At 67.5% G+C, this 17,902-nt stretch carries 16 protein-coding genes and 1 other RNA gene; 9 read left to right on the plus strand and 8 right to left on the minus strand.

Annotated elements, in window-relative coordinates; genetic code table 11:
* Together dnaX and ffs are read right to left on the minus strand one after the other, a co-directional pair.
* A partial coding sequence (gene dnaX / locus DPV74_RS29125) for a DNA polymerase III subunit gamma/tau (RefSeq protein WP_119338436.1) occupies window positions 1–1,203 on the minus strand: 1,203 nt, incomplete at its 3' end.
* 127 nt (window positions 1,204–1,330) lie between these two features.
* An RNA gene (gene ffs, locus DPV74_RS29130) (signal recognition particle sRNA small type) lies at window positions 1,331–1,429 on the minus strand.
* A 400-nt stretch (window positions 1,430–1,829) separates the two neighbouring features.
* Between ffs and trxA the strand changes: the two genes are divergently transcribed.
* The 8 genes from trxA (at window position 1,830) to DPV74_RS29170 (ending at window position 10,428) form a co-directional block, all read left to right on the plus strand.
* Complete coding sequence (trxA, locus tag DPV74_RS29135; protein WP_006402348.1) at window positions 1,830–2,156, plus strand: thioredoxin TrxA; 327 nt, start codon at window positions 1,830–1,832, stop codon at window positions 2,154–2,156.
* A gap of 193 nt (window positions 2,157–2,349) precedes the next feature.
* Window positions 2,350–3,612 carry a transcription termination factor Rho gene (rho, locus tag DPV74_RS29140; protein WP_006478662.1) on the plus strand — a complete coding sequence of 421 codons (1,263 nt, stop codon included), beginning with the start codon at window positions 2,350–2,352 and terminating at the stop codon, window positions 3,610–3,612.
* 137 nt (window positions 3,613–3,749) lie between these two features.
* The gene (locus tag DPV74_RS29145; protein ID WP_027787224.1) at window positions 3,750–4,250 is read left to right on the plus strand and encodes a MerR family transcriptional regulator; all 501 of its coding nucleotides are present in this window, start codon (window positions 3,750–3,752) and stop codon (window positions 4,248–4,250) included.
* A complete protein-coding gene (locus tag DPV74_RS29150) occupies window positions 4,247–5,803 on the plus strand; it encodes an MFS transporter (RefSeq protein ID WP_060358457.1) in 1,557 nt (518 codons plus the stop codon). Before DPV74_RS29145 ends, DPV74_RS29150 begins: the two co-directional genes overlap by 4 nt.
* A 38-nt stretch (window positions 5,804–5,841) precedes the next feature.
* On the plus strand, window positions 5,842–6,675 hold the full coding sequence (locus tag DPV74_RS29155; protein ID WP_119338437.1) for a zinc-dependent peptidase: 834 nt from the start codon (window positions 5,842–5,844) through the stop codon (window positions 6,673–6,675).
* A 157-nt stretch (window positions 6,676–6,832) separates the two neighbouring features.
* A complete protein-coding gene (locus DPV74_RS29160; protein WP_021156486.1) occupies window positions 6,833–7,093 on the plus strand; it encodes a type B 50S ribosomal protein L31 in 261 nt (86 codons plus the stop codon).
* A gap of 144 nt (window positions 7,094–7,237) precedes the next feature.
* A complete protein-coding gene (locus DPV74_RS29165; protein ID WP_027787221.1) occupies window positions 7,238–9,070 on the plus strand; it encodes a glycosyltransferase family 39 protein in 1,833 nt (610 codons plus the stop codon).
* Between the two features lie 2 nt (window positions 9,071–9,072).
* Window positions 9,073–10,428 (plus strand): MATE family efflux transporter, encoded by a 1,356-nt coding sequence (locus tag DPV74_RS29170; RefSeq protein ID WP_060194335.1) that lies wholly within the window; start codon window positions 9,073–9,075, stop codon window positions 10,426–10,428.
* A gap of 11 nt (window positions 10,429–10,439) precedes the next feature.
* On the opposite strand, the gene lipA is transcribed toward DPV74_RS29170, so the two are convergent.
* From lipA to DPV74_RS29200, 6 genes are all read right to left on the minus strand, one after another.
* Window positions 10,440–11,405 carry a lipoyl synthase gene (gene lipA, locus DPV74_RS29175; protein WP_027787219.1) on the minus strand — a complete coding sequence of 322 codons (966 nt, stop codon included), beginning with the start codon at window positions 11,403–11,405 and terminating at the stop codon, window positions 10,440–10,442.
* Between the two features lie 2 nt (window positions 11,406–11,407).
* Window positions 11,408–12,523, minus strand: coding sequence for an acetoin dehydrogenase dihydrolipoyllysine-residue acetyltransferase subunit (locus DPV74_RS29180; RefSeq protein WP_060194336.1), 1,116 nt, complete (start codon window positions 12,521–12,523; stop codon window positions 11,408–11,410).
* A 4-nt stretch (window positions 12,524–12,527) separates the two neighbouring features.
* Complete coding sequence (locus tag DPV74_RS29185) at window positions 12,528–13,532, minus strand: alpha-ketoacid dehydrogenase subunit beta (RefSeq protein WP_048021073.1); 1,005 nt, start codon at window positions 13,530–13,532, stop codon at window positions 12,528–12,530.
* Window positions 13,533–13,586: 54 nt separating this feature from the next.
* Entirely contained in the window at window positions 13,587–14,570 is a 984-nt protein-coding gene (locus tag DPV74_RS29190) for a thiamine pyrophosphate-dependent dehydrogenase E1 component subunit alpha (RefSeq protein WP_021156490.1), read from the minus strand.
* A 77-nt stretch (window positions 14,571–14,647) separates the two neighbouring features.
* Window positions 14,648–15,424 carry an SDR family NAD(P)-dependent oxidoreductase gene (locus DPV74_RS29195; protein WP_027787216.1) on the minus strand — a complete coding sequence of 259 codons (777 nt, stop codon included), beginning with the start codon at window positions 15,422–15,424 and terminating at the stop codon, window positions 14,648–14,650.
* A gap of 59 nt (window positions 15,425–15,483) precedes the next feature.
* Complete coding sequence (locus DPV74_RS29200) at window positions 15,484–16,542, minus strand: ATP-NAD kinase family protein (protein ID WP_048021069.1); 1,059 nt, start codon at window positions 16,540–16,542, stop codon at window positions 15,484–15,486.
* Between the two features lie 536 nt (window positions 16,543–17,078).
* Between DPV74_RS29200 and DPV74_RS29205 the strand changes: the two genes are divergently transcribed.
* Window positions 17,079–17,902 (plus strand): sigma-54-dependent Fis family transcriptional regulator (locus tag DPV74_RS29205; protein WP_162923164.1); only part of this gene is annotated, 824 nt, incomplete at its 3' end.

Below are 17,902 nucleotides of genomic sequence, written 5' to 3' on the forward strand. Positions count from 1 at the left end.
CGCCTCGGCAGGCGCGGCGGATACCGGCTTCGCCACGGCAGCCGATGCCGCCGCCACGCGCGGCCCCGGCACCGCACGTGGCACGGACGGCTGTCCGCCCGGCGCGCTGCCGGTTGCCACAGCCGGCTCGAACGCGAGCATCCGCAGCAGCGTCATCGTGAAACCGGCGTATTCGTCCGGCGCCAGGCCAAGTTCCGCGCGGCCGACCGTCGCGATCTGATAGAACAGCTGGACCTGCTCGGGGCTCAGCGTCTCCGCGAAGCGGCGCAGGTCGCCCGCTTCGGGCCATTCGTCAAGCACCGAGCCCGGCGCGAACTGCGCCCACGCGATCCGGTGCAGCAGGCTCGCGAGATCCTGAAGCGCGGTCGAGAACGACAGGCTGCGCAGCGACATCTCGTCGGCAATCGCAAGGATTTCGGGGCCGCTGCCCGCGGCAAGCGCGTCGAGCAGACGCACCATGTAAGTCTGGTCGAGCGCGCCGAGCATGCCCGACACGGCCGACTCGGTCACCTCGTTTGCCGAATAGGCGATCGCCTGGTCGGTGAGGGACAGCGCGTCACGCATGCTGCCCTGCGCAGCACGCGCGAGCAGGCGCAGCGCCTGCGGCTCGAACGTGATGTGCTCTTCGCCGAGAATCCGTTCGAGATGCGACACGATGTGCCCGGCCGGCATCTGCTTCAGGTTGAACTGCAGACAGCGCGACAGCACGGTGACGGGAATTTTCTGCGGATCGGTCGTCGCAAGGATGAACTTGACGTGCGGCGGCGGCTCTTCGAGCGTCTTCAGCATCGCGTTGAACGCGTGATTCGTCAGCATGTGCACTTCGTCGATCATGTAGACCTTGAAGCGCGCATCGACGGGCGCGTACACGGCGCGCTCGAGCAGCGCGGCCATTTCATCGACACCGCGGTTGCTCGCGGCATCCATCTCGACGTAATCGACGAAACGCCCTTCGTCGATCTCGCGACAGGCGCGACACACGCCGCACGGCTGCGACGTGACGCCGGTTTCACAGTTGAGTGCCTTGGCGAAGATCCGCGACAGCGTCGTCTTGCCGACACCGCGGGTTCCGGTAAACAGATAGGCGTGATGGAGACGCCCGCCGTCGAGCGCGTGCGTGAGCGCCCTGACGACGTGCTCCTGGCCGACGAGCGAAGCGAAATCCTTCGGACGCCACTTGCGTGCGAGAACTTGATAGGTCATCGGGAAATTGTATCAGTAACGCTGCGTCGCGCCGACACGCGAAACAGTGCGAAAGACAGGCAACGCGCAGGTAAAACGGAGTGTGGTGCAGAAATAAAAAACGCCCGGCGAACGGGGCGAGAAGGAAGGTGACGAGCCCGACCCTCGGCACTGGCGGAAAACGATTGTGGCTGCTTCGTTCCCGACCTGACCAGGTTCACCGCCCCACCATGCGAGGAGGCCCGTCACGGCATATTCTATCACCGCTTCCGGATGAATGCGACCGTTTGTTCGCACCAATGCGAATATGACCGGACAAACCGGCGCGCATCGCGTCGCACGACGCTCGCCCGCACCGAATTGCCTGCGTCCCCTTGTAATTTACGGGCCGGCCTCCACCTGCAGGGCACAACGGTCGAACGGCGCGTCGTACCCCTACTCGCGTAGCGGCTACTATCGCCGCCCGCAGCAGATAGCAATTTAGGCTACTATGACGCCCGAACGACCCGCGAGCCGCGGCATGCAGCGCTTACACCCCTCCTGTCCGGAGAGCGGAGTGACCTGCCGCAGCGGCCGGCAGCCAACGGCGGCCGGTACGCCGCAACGCGCAAGCAGGCAGTCCCCGAACCGTAAGAGGTATTGACCCAATGAGCGAACAGATCAAACACATCAGCGACGCATCGTTCGAACAGGACGTCGTCAAGTCCGACAAGCCCGTGCTCGTCGATTTCTGGGCCGAATGGTGCGGCCCGTGCAAGATGATCGCCCCGATCCTCGACGAAGTCGCGAAGGACTACGGCGACAAGCTGCAGATCGCGAAGATCAACGTCGACGACAACCAGGCAACGCCCGCCAAGTTCGGCGTGCGCGGCATCCCGACGCTGATCCTGTTCAAGAATGGCGCGGCCGCCGCGCAGAAGGTCGGCGCGCTGTCGAAGTCGCAGCTCACCGCATTCCTGGACAGCCACCTGTAATACCGGCAGTTCCGCGGACGTGTTGTCAACCGGCAACACGTCCGCCGTCAAGCCGCCGCTCGCTCGCTCAAGCGCGAATCGGCCTATGCTAGAATCAAAAAACGTCTACAAGACGCATTTAAGTCTCTGAGCGCTTCCGCTCGCCCTCCTCCCTTTATTTCTTTCGTCGTCTCCTCCCTGGCGGGTTCTCCGTATGCATTTATCCGAGCTCAAGTCTCTGCACGTGTCCGAACTGATCGAAATGGCCAATGGCCTCGAGATCGAAAACGCGAACCGCCTGCGCAAGCAGGAGTTGATGTTTGCCATTCTTAAAAAGCGCGCCAAGACGGGAGAGACGATCTTCGGTGACGGTACGCTCGAAGTGCTGCCGGACGGTTTCGGCTTCCTGCGCTCGCCGGAAATGTCGTACCTCGCGAGCACCGACGACATCTACATCAGCCCGTCGCAGATCCGCCGCTTCAACCTGCACACCGGCGACACCATCGAAGGTGAAGTCCGCACGCCGAAGGACGGCGAACGCTACTTCGCGCTGGTGAAGGTCGACAAAGTCAACGGGCAGCCGCCCGAGGCCTCGAAACACAAGATCATGTTCGAGAACCTCACGCCGCTGCACCCGAACAAGCCGCTCTCGCTCGAACGCGAAATGCGCGGCGAAGAGAACGTCACGGGCCGCATCATCGACATGATCGCGCCGATCGGCAAGGGCCAGCGCGGCCTGCTCGTCGCATCGCCGAAGTCGGGCAAGACCGTGATGCTCCAGCACATCGCGCACGCGATCAAGCAGAACCACCCGGACGTGATCCTGTTCGTGCTGCTGATCGACGAGCGTCCTGAAGAAGTGACCGAAATGCAGCGCTCGGTCGCGGGCGAAGTGATCGCCTCGACGTTCGACGAACCGGCCACACGCCACGTCCAGGTCGCCGAAATGGTGATCGAGAAGGCCAAGCGCCTCGTCGAAATGAAGCACGACGTCGTGATCCTGCTCGACTCGATCACGCGTCTCGCACGTGCATACAACACCGTGATCCCGGCATCGGGCAAGGTGCTGACGGGCGGTGTCGACGCGAACGCACTGCAGCGCCCGAAGCGCTTCTTCGGCGCGGCGCGCAATATCGAGGAAGGCGGCTCGCTGACGATCATCGGCACCGCACTGATCGAAACCGGCAGCCGCATGGACGACGTGATCTACGAAGAGTTCAAGGGCACCGGCAACATGGAAGTGCACCTCGAGCGCCGCCTCGCGGAAAAGCGCGTCTATCCGTCGATCAACCTGAACAAGTCGGGCACGCGCCGCGAAGAAATGCTGATCAAGCCCGAGATCCTCCAGAAGATCTGGGTGCTGCGCAAGTTCATCCACGACATGGACGAAGTCGAGGCAATGGAATTCCTGCTCGACAAGATCCGCCAGACGAAGAGCAACTCCGAGTTCTTCGACCTGATGCGCCGCGGCGGCTAAGCGCCCCCCCCCGCCCCGCACCGAACGGCCGCCCGCGCATCCTGCCCGGCGGCCGTTTTTCGGCGCCAACCTGAACGTGAACGTATAGGTTGATCTATAATCGCGCCATCGCCCGGATCGAATTCCCTCCACACCCCATGCCGAACGACACCTCCAACCCGTTGCTGACCGTGAGCGATGCCGCGTCGCGACTCGGCGTCACGCCGCGCACGCTGAAGTATTACGAGGAGCGCGGACTCGTCACGCCGTCGCGCAGCGAGGGCCGCTACCGCCTCTACGACGAAGCCGACCTCGAGCGCTTCGCGCGCATCCTGCGGCTGCGCGCGCTCGGCTTCTCGCTGCACGGCATCACCGAAATGCTGAAGCGCCCGCTCGAAGAAACGGCCGACGGCCGGCGCCGCTACTCGGAAGCGTCGCTGCGCGATATCCGTACCGGCCTCGCCGAGCAGATCGATACGCTCGACCGGCGGATCGCGGCCGTCCAGCGCGAGCTGAAGGAAGCCGTCGCGCTGCGCAAGGAACTGCAGCACGACATCGACTACGTCGAGCGGCGTCTTGCCGGCGAAAACGCCGACGCGCTGATCGCGCAGCGGCAGGCCGAAAGCGGCACGCGGCGCGCGCGCAAGGCTCGCGAATGAACGCGATGCCCGGTCGCCCGCCGCTATGGAGCCGCGCGAACCTGCGCGCGGACCTGTTCCCGTGGGCGCTCGCGCTCGTCACCGGCATCGACTATTTCGACAACGCGGCCTTCTCGTTCTTCGCGAGCTACATCGCGGGCGGCATCAATGCTTCGCCCGACGAACTCGTGTGGTCGTCGAGCGCTTACGCGGTCACGGCCGTGCTCGGCATCCTGCAGCAGCAATGGTGGGTCGACCGGCTCGGCCATCGCCGCTACGTCGCCGGCTGCATGCTGATGTTCTCGTTCGGCGCGATCGCGGCCGCGCTTGCCGACACATCGCTCGAACTCGCATTCGCGCGCGGATTCCAGGGATATTTCATCGGCCCGATGATGGGCGCGTGCCGGATACTGATCCAGATCAGTTTCAAGCCGCAGGAACGGCCGCCCGCGACGCGCGCGTTCCTCATCATGATCCTGCTCGGCAGCGCGCTCGCGCCGATCGTGGGCGGCCTGCTCGTCGCGCATTCGACATGGCGTGCACTGTTTGCATGCACTGCGCCTGCCGGCATCGCGTTCGCGATCCTCGCGCTGCTCACGCTGCCCGACTCGGGCCGGACGCCCGACGACGAACGCGGCTCCGGACACTTCTGGCCGTATGTCGTGTTCGCACTCGCACAAGGTGCGCTGCAGATCGTGCTGCAGCAGGTGCATTACCAGCTCTACAGCGGCTCGCCGATGCTGATCCTGCTGACGATCGCGGGGATCGGCGCGCTCGCGTGGTTCGCGTATCACCAGTGGAACCATCCGACGCCGCTCGTGCGCCTTCATGCGTTCCGCGAACGGACGTTCCAGGTCGGGCTGCTGCTCTACATGTTCTATTACTACGAGTCGACAGGCTTCAGTTACCTGACCTCGCGGCTTCTCGAAGGCGGGCTCGGCTATCCGGTCGAGAACGCCGGGCGGCTCGTCGGCACGATGTCGCTGATTTCGGCCACCGCGCTGTTCGCCTACCTGCGTTACGCGAAATTCGTCACGCACAAGAAGTGGTTCGTCGTGCCGGGGTTCGCGATCGCCATCACGGCCGCGCTGTGGATGACGCGAATGACGCCGCAGGTCGGCGAAGCCGCGCTGATCGTCCCGCTGCTGCTGCGCGGGCTGCTCCTGCTCTTCATCGTGCTGCCGGTGGCCAACCTGACGTTCCGGATCTTCGCGATCGACGAATACACGCACGGCTACCGGCTGAAGAACATCGTGCGGCAACTGACGATCTCGTTTGCGACGTCGTCGGTGATCATCGTCGAACAGCACCGCGTGGCCGTGCACCAGACGCGACTCGTCGAGCGTGCGAACGTGTTCGATCCGCTGTTCCAGCAGACCGCCGATGCGCTGACGCGCAGCTATGCGGCCGCCGGCCACGCGCTGAACGACGCGCACGGGCTCGCGATCGCGTCGATCGCGCGCATGGTCGCGCAACAGGCGTCGTTTCTCGCGTCGCTCGACGGCTTTTACTTCCTGGCCGGCGTGGCGCTCGTCGGCGGCCTCTTCGCGGCATGGCAAAAAGAGATCGATTGAGTTAAAAGACAGGCTTTGGATTTCCGCGAGCCGCCTTCATGCTCTCGAAACTGACCCGCTGGTTCGACGACCGCCGCCGCGACCGCGCGCTGCGCAGCCATCCGATCCCCGACGCGCTATGGCAGGACACCGTCGAGCGCCTGCCGTTCCTCGCGGCGCTGTCGCCCGACGCGCTCGGCCGGCTGCGCGAACTGACGAGCCTGTTCGTCGCGAAGAAATCGTTCTCGACCGCGCACGGGCTCGAGCTGACCGACGCGATGATCGTCGCGATCGCCGCGCAGGCCTGCCTGCCCGTGCTGAATCTCGACCTGTCGCTGTACGACGGCTGGGTCGGCGTCGTCGTGTATCCGGGCGAATTCGTGATCCGCAAGACGGTGCAGGACGAGGACGGCGTCGTCCACGAAGTGGAGCAGGACGCGAGCGGCGAGGCCTGGGAAGGCGGCCCCGTGATCCTGTCGTGGGAGGATGCGCAGATGACGGACGGCCGCGACGCGTACAACGTCGTGATCCACGAGTTCGCGCACAAGATCGACATGGTCAACGGCGCAGCCGACGGCTATCCGCCCCTTTTTCGCCGCTGGCACGCGCCGTACCTCGATGCGCAGGCCTGGGCCGACGTGCTCGAGCACGCGTACGACCAGTTCTGCGCGCGCGTCGACGCGGTGCCGGACCGCGCGTGGGCACGCTTCGAGCGGGAATCGCTGATCGATCCGTATGCGGCCGACCACCCGTCCGAATTCTTCGCGGTGTGCAGCGAAGCGCTGTTCGTACGGCCGAAAGCGTTCGAGTCCGAATTTCCGGAGCTGTACCGGCTGCTCGCGCGCTACTACCGGCAGGATCCGGCCGGCACCGGCGCGCTCGACGCACCGTGAAAATAATTCGTCAACCATCTGATTTTCTGGCATAATCGCCGTTTTTCGACCTTAGGCAAGTGGCTCGCGCCGGGCTTGACGTCGGCTGGATCGCGCAACTTTGTGCGGCACGGCACGGCAAGCGGCGGGTTGGCTACCGCTCTCACCAAGGAAAATCATGAAACCTGGCATTCACCCGGATTACCGCGAAGTCGTCTTCCAAGACATGTCGAACGGCTTCAAGTTCATCACGCGCTCGACGATCCAGACGCGTGAAAACATCGAACTCGACGGCAAGACCTACCCGCTCGCCAAGATCGAAGTGTCGTCGGAATCGCACTCGTTCTACACGGGTCAGCAAAAGATCATGGACACGGCCGGCCGTGTCGAGAAGTTCAAGAACAAGTTCGGCGTTCGCGCCAGCGGCAAGGCGAAGTAAGCTTTGCACCGCATCCGGTGGTTGCAACGCACCGGTATCGCACAAAAGGGCAGCCCAGGCTGCCCTTTTTTGTCTCTGCTCGCCGGGAAAGCGCCGGCCGGCGTCCGGGCATCGGCCTGACGCGCAACTGCCGGCGCGTCTACAATGCCGGATGCTCGAAACCGGCTCGACCGCGCGCACCCGCGCCGGCCGCCCGCCCATAACAAATCGCTCATCTGCATGAAGCCTGTCGTCCGTCTCACCGCCTCCGCCACGCGTGCGCTGCCGCGCTGGCTGCTGCTTACCCTCTGCTTCGTCTACGCAGCGTTCGGCCTGTTCGGCCGCGACCCGTGGAAGAACGAGGACGCGGCGGGCTTCGGCGTGATGTGGACGATGGCCAAGGGCGGCTGGCACGACTGGCTGCTGCCGAACCTCGTCGGCAAGTTCATCACGACCGACGGGCCGCTCGGCTACTGGCTCGGCGCGCTGTCGATCCGCGGCCTCGGCCCGTGGGTCGATGCGAGCAACGCGTCGCGCGTCGATACCGGCGTGCTGTTCTGCGTCGCGTGCGCGTTCGTCTGGTACGCAGCCTACCTGCTCGGCCGGCGTGCCGAGGTCCAGCCGTTCAAATACGCATTCGGCGGCGAACCCGAGCCGCGCGACTACGGCCGCACGCTCGCCGACGGCGCGCTGCTGGTGCTCGTCGCCTGCTTCGGCCTCGCGGAGCGCGGGCACGAAACGACGCCGCAGCTGGCGCAGTTCGCGTGGATCGCCATGCTCGTCTACGGGATCGTCCGCGGCATCGACAAGCCGATGCAGGGCGCGCTGTGGTGGGGGCTCGCGATCGGCCTCGTCGCCCTGTCCGGCAACCCGGTGCTCGTTGTCGCCCTGCTCGCCGGCACGGCCGTGCTGTGGCTCGTCACGCCCGAGATGCGCAACCTGCGCCTGCCGCTGGTCGGCGTACCGCTCGCGGCCGCGATCTTCGCGCTGTGGCCGCTCGCCGCGTTCGTCGCGGCGCCCGACGACGCCGCATGGTTCTTCAACCAGTGGATTCACGGCAGCCTGATGCGCTTTTCCGGCCCGCCGACCGCCGTGCTCGGCTATGCGGCAAAGAACCTGCCGCTGTTCACGTGGCCCGCGTGGCCGCTCGCGATCTGGGCATGGTGGAGCTGGGCCGGCATGCGCCGCCGCGCGCACGTCGCGATTCCGCTGTCGGTCGCCGTACCGCTCGTCGCGCTCGTGATCCTGCAGAGCCAGCAGTCGAACCGCATGTACATGCTGCTGATGCCGCCGCTCGCGGTGCTCGCGACGTTCGCGCTGCCGACCCTCAAGCGCGGCGCGATCAACGCGATCGACTGGTTCGCGGTGCTGAGCTTCACGATCATCGGCACCTTCGTGTGGCTCGTGTGGCTTGCCTCGCTCACGGGCTTCCCGCATCCGCTCGCCCGCAACCTCGCGCGCCTCGTGCCCGGCTACGAGCCGCACTTCAAGATCCTGTCGTTCGTCTGCGCGGTGATCGCCACGGTGTGCTGGTGCTTCCTCGTGCGCTGGCGTATCTCGCGGCAGCCGAAGGTTCTGTGGCGCAGCGTCGTGCTGTCGGGTGCCGGCACCACGCTGATGTGGGTGCTGCTGATGACGCTGTGGCTGCCGATCGTCAATTACGGCCGGACCTATCGCGACGTCGCGCAGCAGATCGCCGTGCACCTGCCGTCCGACTACGAGTGCATCGCGCCCGTGCGGCTCGGTGACGCGCAGATCGCGACCTTCGCGTATTTCGGCAACATGCGTTTCGATTTCTCCGGCGACTGCGACGTGATCCTGCGCCAGGACCGCGCGGACTTCGGCGAGCCGAGCTCCATGTCGCAATACGTGTGGCGTCTCGTGTGGGAAGGCCGCCGCGTCGCCGACCGCGACGAGCGCTTCCGCCTGTACGAGCGCATCGAACGGCCGAAGACGCCCGTCAAGCGGCGTCCGCCGCGCCGTCAGCCGGCCGACTGACGATGTTCGGCGACATCCGCCGAATCGTCGGTCTCGCATGGCCGGTGCTCGTCGGCCAGCTCGCGATCATCGCGTTCGGCGTGATCGACACCGCGATGGTCGGCCGCTACTCGGCCGTCGATCTGGCCGCGCTCGGGCTCGGCTCGTCGATCTACGTGTCGATCTACATCGGCCTGACGGGCATCCTGTCCGCGCTGCAGCCGATCACCGGGCAACTGTACGGTGCGCGACGCTATGCCGAAATCGGCGAGGAAGTGCGCCAGGCGCTGTGGCTCGCGCTGCTGCTCGCGGTGCCCGGCTTTCTCCTGCTGCATTTTCCCGAACCGCTGCTGCGCGTCGCGCACGCACCCGCCGCGCTGCACGAACGCACCGTCGACTACCTGCGCATCCTGTCGTACGGGCTGCCAGCCAGCCTCGTCTTCCGCATCTACAACGCGCTGACCAACGCGGCCGGCAAGCCGCGCCTCGCGATGATCCTGCAGATCGGCGCGCTGGTGCTCAAGTTTCCGCTCAACGTGTGGTTCATCTTCGGCGGGTTCGGCGTACCGGCACTCGGCGGCCCCGGCTGCGGGCTCGCGAGCACGCTGATCAACTGGGCGCTCGCGCTGATCGGCTACACGCTGCTCGCGAAGCTCGACGTGTTCGCGCCGCTCGCGATCTTCTCGCGCTTCTGCTGGCCGGTCTGGGAACGCCAGAAGGCGATCCTGAAACTCGGCGTGCCGATGGGCCTGTCGTACCTGATCGAGGTCACGTCGTACACGTGCATGGCGCTGTTCATCGCGCAATTCGGCACGACGACGCTCGCCGGCCACCAGATCGCCGGCAACATCGGCGCGGTGCTGTACATGACGCCGCTGTCGATCGGCGTGGCGGCATCGACGCTGGTCGCGCGCGCGCTCGGCGCCGGACGGCCCGAAGAAGCCCGGCTGCTCGGCCGGCACAGCGTGATCTTCGCGTGCGGCATTGCCGCGACATACGGCCTGCTCGTGTTCGTGCTGCGACCGCTGATCATCGGCGGCTATACGCCGAACCCGGCCGTCGCCGCGGCCGCGATGCCGCTCGTCGCGATCGTCGCGTGCTACCACGTCTTCGATGCGCTGCAGGTCACGTCGGCGTTCGTGCTGCGGGCCTACAAGGTCGCGGTCGTGCCGACCGTGATCTATGCGGTCGCGCTGTGGGGCGTCGGGCTCAGCGGCGGCTACGTGCTCGGCTTCGACGTGGGCGGCATCGCGCCCGCGTGGCTGACCGGCGCGCGCGGCTTCTGGTTCGCGAACACGGTCAGCCTGATGCTCGCGGGCGCCGGGCTCGTGCTGTACCTGCGCCGGGTGAGTCGCGCGCACACTCCGGCGTCGGCCTGACGCGCCGCCCGCTACCTGTCCTCCAGCACGTCGGCCGCATGGTACGACGACCGCACGAGCGGGCCGGCGACGACTTCCCTGAAACCCAGCGCCAGCGCGTCGTCGCGCCACGCGGCGAATGCCTCCGGGCTCACGTAGCGTCGCACCGGCAGGTGGTGCGCCGACGGCGCCAGATACTGGCCGAGCGTCAGCACGTCGACTTCGTGCGCGCGCAGGTCGCGCAACGTGTCGCGCACCTCGTCGTCGCGCTCGCCGAGCCCGAGCATCAATCCCGACTTCGTCACGAGCGTCGGCCGCGCGGCCTTCGCCTGCGCGAGCAATTCGAGCGAGCCGCGATAGTCGGCGCCCGGTCGCGCCGCGCGATACAGCGACGGCACCGTCTCGATGTTGTGGTTGAACACGTCGGGCCAGGCCGTCGACAGCGCATCGAGCGCACGGGCCACGCGGCCGCGGAAGTCCGGCGTCAGCACTTCGACGCCGATGCCCGGCACGCTCGCACGTACCGCCGCGATGCACGCGGCGAAATGCGCGGCGCCGCCGTCGCGCAAGTCGTCGCGGTCGACCGACGTGATCACGACGTAGCGCAGGCCGAGCGCCGCGGCCGTGTCGGCCAGCCGCGCCGGCTCGTCGGGATCGAGCGGCTCGGGACGACCGTGCGCGACGTCGCAGAACGGGCAGCGCCGCGTGCACAGGCCGCCCATGATCATGAAGGTCGCGGTGCGCTGCGCGAAGCACTCGCCGATGTTCGGGCACATCGCCTCCTCGCAGACGGAATGCAGCCGATGGTCGCGCAGCACGGCAGCCATGTCGGCCACCGCCGCGCTCATCATCGGCCGCGCGCGCAGCCAGGGCGGCTTCGGCAGCGCCGCGCCGGCCGCGGGCTCGACGCGCACCGGAATGCGCGCGAGCTTGTCGCGGCTTCTCGCGCCCGGCTGGCCGAGCGCCGTGAGGCTGGGTCGTTCGAGCGCAGCGGCCATCGTCAGTCTCCGAGGAACGCGACGATCAGGCGGTTCACGTCGGCGGCCGCCTCCATCTGCACCATGTGCCCGCGGCCGGCGATCACTTCGGCACGCACGCCGTCGGGTAAAGCCTGCGCGTGATGCGCCGGGATCACCTGGTCGCGCTCGCCCCAGATCACGAGCGTGCGCGGCGCAAGCGTCGCGAGCCGGTCGCGGAACACACGCCGCTGTGCGGCGCCGTCGAACGCCGCGTTCGCGATCTTCTCGAGCGCGGCCTGCACGCCTTCGAGCCGCTTGTACTTGACGAGATCCTCGACGAGTTGCCGCGTGACCAGCGCGTTGTCCGCGAACAGCGCACCGAGGTGCGGCTTCAGCGTGTTGCGGCTGTTGCCGGCGACGAAACCGTCGATGTAAGCGCGGTTGATGTCGGTGCCGAGCCCCGCGCTCGCGATCAGCGTCAGCGACGCGACGCGTTGCGGCGCGCGTTCCGCGGCCGCCATCGCAACCGCGCCGCCCATCGAATGGCCGATCAGGTGCGCCTGGTCGATGCCCTTCGCATCGAGCAGCGCGAGCACCGCGTCGGCGAGTTCGTCGAGGCTGCCCGTCTCGACCGCCTTGCCCGATTCGCCATGGCCGGGCAGGTCCAGTGCCCACACGGGCCGGTGCGCGGCGAGATCCGCGTGATTGAACAGCCAGTTGTTCAGGTCGCCGCCGAAGCCGTGAATCAGCACGGCGGGTGTGCCGGTGCCTTCGCCGAGCTTCAGGAAGCGCACCGTCCGGCCGCCGATCTGCGCCTTCTCGGGTTGCGGGCCGGCCGCTTCGTCGGAGGCCGCGCTCGGCACGAAGTCGCGCTGGAAATCGGCGATCGCCGCGTCGATGTCCGCATCGCTCGCATCGGCCGCCGCGACGACGCCGAGCAGCGCGCCGACCGGCAGCGTCTCGCCTTCCTGCGCGACCTGCCGGCGCAGCGTACCGTCGAACGCGCATTCGACGCCCGACGAGATCTTGTCGGTCTCGACGTCGAGCACTTCGTCGCCCTTCGTCACGCGTTCGCCGATCGTCTTCAACCAGCCGTTGACCTGCCCCTGCTCCATCGACAGCCCCCACTTGGGCATCGTGATCATGTGAATCGACATCGTGTCAGCTCCTCGTCTTCAGGACCGCCTGCGCAATCGCATCGGCGGACGGGATATACAGGTCTTCCAGCACGCTCGCGAACGGCGCGGGCGTGTGCGGCGCGGTCACGAGCTCGATCGGTGCCTTCAGCGCATGGAACGCGCGCTGCGCGACGAGCGCGGCGATGTCGGTCGCGATCGAGCAGCGCGGGTTCGCTTCGTCGACGACCACGACGCGCCCGGTGCGCTCCGCGCTTTCGAGGATCGTTTCCTCGTCGAGCGGCGACGTCGTGCGCAGATCGATCACGTCGACCTGGATGCCGTCCTTCGCGAGCTTCGCGGCCGCGTCCATCGCGAGATGCACCATCCGGCCGTACGTGACGATCGTCGCGTCGTCGCCGTCGCGCATCACGTTTGCCTCGCCGAACGGAATCGCATAGGACTCCTCCGGCACGTCGCCTTCGCGGGTATAGAGCAGCTTGTGTTCGAGGAAGATCACGGGATCGTTGTCGCGGATCGCCTGGATCAGCAGCCCCTTCGCGTCGTACGGCGTCGACGGGCACACGACCTTCAGCCCCGGGATGTGCGTGAACAGCGACGTGAGCATCTGCGAGTGCTGCGCGGCCGCGCGCAGCCCGGCGCCGTACATCGCGCGGATCACGACCGGCGTCACGGCCTTGCCGCCGAACATGTAGCGGAACTTGGCGGCCTGGTTGAAGATCTGGTCGAAGCACACGCCCATGAAGTCGATGAACATCAGCTCCGCGACGGGCCGCATCCCGCATGCGGCCGCACCGACCGCAGCGCCGATGTAGCCGCCCTCCGACAGCGGCGTATCGAGCACGCGGCCCGGAAACTTGTGGAACAGCCCCTTCGTCACGCCGAGCACGCCGCCCCACGCGTCGTCCTCGCCCGGCGCGCCCGCGCCGCCTGCATTGTCCTCGCCCATCACGATCACGCTGTCGTCGCGCGCCATTTCCTGCGCGAGCGCCTCGTTGATCGCCTGCGAATAAGTGATCTTCCTTGCCATGTCTGTCTCCTGGAATGTTCGGTTCGCCGTGTCGGCCGCGGTGTCAGGCCGCGCTCACGGGTACGACACGTAGACGTCGGTCAGCAGGTCGGCTGCGTCGGGCAGCGGCGCGGCCTTGGCCTGCGCGACCGCGTCGTCGATCAGCGCCTTCACCTGGGCATCGACCGCGCGCAGATCGGCGGTCGTCAACGCTTCGGCCCGCACGACGCGCGTCTCGAAATGCTTCAGGCAGTCCTTCTCGTCGCGCAGCTTCTGCACCTCGCCGGGTGCGCGATAGGTTTGCGCATCGCCTTCGAAGTGGCCGAAATAGCGCGTGAACTTCACCTCGACGAGCGTCGGGCCGCCGCCGTTGCGCGCGCGCTCGACGGCTTCGCCGAGCGCTTCGTGCACCGCGAAGAAGTCGAAGCCGTCGACGATCACGCCCGGCATCCCGAACCCGTTCGCGCGATCGGCGATGTTGTCGGTCGCAACCGACCAGCTCGACGACGTCGCTTCCGCGTAGCCGTTGTTTTCGGCGACGAAGATCGCGGGCAGCCGCCACACCGACGCGAGGTTCATCGATTCGAAGATCACGCCCTGGTTCGACGCGCCGTCGCCGAAGAAGCACACGCCGACGCCGCCCGTCTTCTTGTGCTTCGCCGCGAGCGCCGCGCCGCACACGAGCGGGCCGCCCGCGCCGACGATCCCGTTGGCGCCGAGCATTCCCATCGACAGGTCGGCGATGTGCATCGAGCCGCCCTTGCCATGGCAGACGCCGGTTTTCTTGCCGTAGATCTCGGCCATCATCCCGTGCACGTCGACGCCCTTTGCGATGCAATGGCCGTGGCCACGGTGCGTGGTCGCGACGTAGTCGTCGAGGCCGAGGTGCAGTATCGTGCCGACCGCGGACGCCTCCTCGCCCGCGTACAGGTGAACGAAGCCGGGGATCTCGCCGGTCGCGAATTCGACGTGCAGGCGCTCCTCGAATTCGCGGATCGTGCGCATCAGCCGGTAGGCGTCCAGCAGCTTGTCCCTGCTGAGCTGTGTCGAAACGGTCATGTGTGTCTCCTGGGTAGGTCTGACTGCGAATGCCGCCGCGGCGATGCCGTGGCGACGGATTGCACGGCCTGCGGCCGTCAGTGGAACGTGAAGCCGCCGTCGACGTTCACGGCCTGGCCCGTCACGTTGTCCATCGTCGCGAAGAACAGCGCGAGCCGGCCCATGTCCTCCGGCGTCTGCGCGCGGCCCTGCGGGATCAGCGTCAACTGGTGCCGCTGCCACGATTCCTCGACCGTTTCGCCGTCGGCCTTCCATTCGTCGGACAGCCGGTCCCACATATAGGTACGGACGATGCCGGGGCAGATCGCGTTGACGGTCACGCCGTCGCGCGCAAGCTCCTTCGCGAGCGCGTTCGTGAAGCCGACGACCGCGAATTTCGATGCGCTGTAGTGCGCGAGATTCGGAAAGCCTTCCTTGCCGGCGATCGACGCGACGTTGATGATCCGGCCGCGGCCCTGCGCCTTCAGGTGCGCGAGCGCCGCGCGGCAGCCGAGGAAGGTGCCCTTCGCGTTCACGTCCATCACGACATCCCAATCGCGCTCGGTCAGTTCGGCGACCGGATGAATGCTGATCACGCCCGCGCAATTCACGAGGATGTCGAGCCGGCCGAGTTCGGCGAGCGCCTGCGCGACCATCGCGTCGACCTGCGCGGCCTGCGTGACGTCGACCTTCGCGACCGCCGCCCGCCGGCCGAGCGCGCGTACCTCGCGCGCGGTGGCGTCGAGCGCGTCGTCGAGCAGGTCGGCCAGCAGGACGTCGGCGCCCGCGCCGGCAAGCGTCAGCGCAATGCCGCGGCCGATGCCGCGCGCGCCGCCCGTGACGATGGCGACCTGTCCTTCGAGTGAAGCCGTCATGGCAATGTCTCCTTGAGGATCGTTATGGAAGTCGAAACGTCATGCGAAACAGCGGCGGCTCAGTCGTGCCACGCGCCGGCATCGCGCAGCAGTTGCCGCGACGACGCGTAACGCAGCGTGCGGCCGACATCGACCGTCAGCGGCCCGCGCCAGTCGAGCGAGATCTCGTAGCGATCGCCGCGCGCGACCTCGATCTCGCGTTCACCGTCGAACGCGAGCGTGCCGCGCTCGAACGGGATCGTCTGCCACGCGCCCGGCTCGAGCCGTTCGCAACTGCGCATCACGACGCGATCGACGCGGCCCGGCGCAATCGGCGCGACGAGCGGCGTGCCGGCCGCCTTGCCTTCGGCCGCGAAGCGCATCGCGAGCCCGTGCGGCGCGCTGCGTTCGAGCGGCGCCCACGCGCCGCCGAGCGCGGACAGGCCGATCCCGTCCGGTTCCGCGAACGTCAGGTAGAGCGAATCGATGTCGTCGGACCCCGAGATCGCACGGGCGCCGATGAAGCGCTGGCGCGCGGCGCACACGTCGACGAGCGCGATCTCCTCGCGCCCCGGCTGCGCGCCCGCCACGCAGCGCACGACGAGCCGCTTGTTGCGCGTGAACGCGACTTCGGCCGGCACCGCGCCGGTCGCGGCGAGTCCTGCCGCGACGCCCGCGACGGTTGCCTCGCGATGTTCGGGAAACGCGTTGTTGGTGCCGGTGGACAGCGCGACGAGCGGCGTCGCGCCACAGTGCGCGGCCACGGCGCGATGCGTGCCGTCGCCGCCGAGCACGACGATCAGCGCGACTTCCATGCGGTGCAGGTACGCGGCACCGGCCTGCGTGTCGGCGACGGTATCGGTGATCGGCAGGTCGACGAATTCGACCTCGGGCCAGCGCTCGTGCGGCGCGACCGCGCGATGCGTGTCGATCGCGCGCAGCAGCAGCGTCGCGATGCCCGTGCGGTCGCGCAGGGTCAGCACGCGCTCGACGCCCATCGCGCCGAGGCCGGCCAGCAGGCGCACGATCATGTTCGCCTTCTCCGCCGTCGGAAACACGGAGGCATGCGTCGTGAGGCGGCGGATGTCGCGTCCCGATGCGGGGTTCGCGATCACGCCGACGGTAACGGGCGTCGTCACGGGTTCGTCTCCATCCAGTTGGCCGGCCCCGGCGCATTGCTGTACGCCGCGGCCCTGCCTGTCTCGTCCGCTGCCATCGCCGGGCGGCGGATCTTCATCGTCGACGCGACCGCGCCGACCTGCCCGTGATCTCTGCAAGCGGCGTGCCACCGAGCGTGCGATGTCCGTGAAACCCGTGTGCACGCTGGCGCGGCGGGCATGTCGACGCCGCCGGTTCGCTGCCGGAGCCACGGCGCGCGCGGCAATTCCGCCCGTTCGTCTCACCCCGTCGATGCAACGAAACGGCCGCCGCGACGCCGGTGCAAGCGCGCCGTTGCGCCCGCAAACCCCGCGCTGTCGCGGCGCCGCGCGGGCCGCGTCATGCCGGACGATCCGCGCATGCCGCACATGCGCGCGTCTCAGCGACACGAGACAGCGCGCGATACCGGTGAGACGAACGTCTCACGCCCGCCGCGTGCTGCGATGCAATGTGATCCGTCGAACGGGATGTGCTACAAGAACATCGCATTCCCCGCCGTACGGAACCGGAGCCGACCATGCCCTACGCCGTCCCCCAGGCCCAGCACGCCGACCGTGTGCTCGGCGCGCTCGCCGGACGCCTGCCCGCGCCGGCCGAATCCACGCGCCTCGTGTCATCGTGGCAACGGTCGCTCGAGCGCTACCGTCTCGACCCCGCTTCGTCGATCGGCCCGCGCGTGCTGACCGCGGCGGAGCTGCGCGAAGTGCGCGACAAGGAGGAGGCCTTCCTGCGCGCATCGGGCCAGTGCCTGACGCGGCTGCACGACATGATCCGCGTCGCCGACTACTGCGTGATGCTGACCGACGCGCACGGCGTGACGATCGACTACCGGATCGACCGCGAGCGCCGCAACGACTTCCGCCACGCGGGGCTGCACATCGGCTCGTGCTGGTCGGAAAGCGAGGAAGGCACCTGCGGTGTCGCGAACGTGCTGACCGATCTCGCGCCGATCACCGTGCACAAGACCGATCACTTTCGCGCGGCCTTCACGACGCTCACCTGCAGCGCGGCGCCGATCTTCTCGCCGGGCGGCGAGCTGATCGGCGTGCTCGACGCGTCGGCCGTTCAATCGCCCGACGGCCGCGACAGCCAGCGTCTCGTCTATCAGCTCGTACGGCAGAGCGCGGCGCTGATCGAGGACGGCTACTTCGTGCACAGCACCGCGCAGCACTGGATCCTGTTCGGGCATCCGAATCGTCACTACGTCGAAGCGCAACCCGAGTGGCTGATCGCGTTCGACGAATGCGGCAATATCGTCGCCGCGAACCGGCAGGCGCGCGACGCACTGCCGGCGCTGCGCGAACCGCGCCATATCGACGAGATCTTCGATGCAACCGAGAT

Source organism: Burkholderia sp. HAN2018 (genome assembly GCF_024704855.1).
In the GTDB taxonomy this organism is placed as follows: domain Bacteria; phylum Pseudomonadota; class Gammaproteobacteria; order Burkholderiales; family Burkholderiaceae; genus Burkholderia; species Burkholderia cepacia.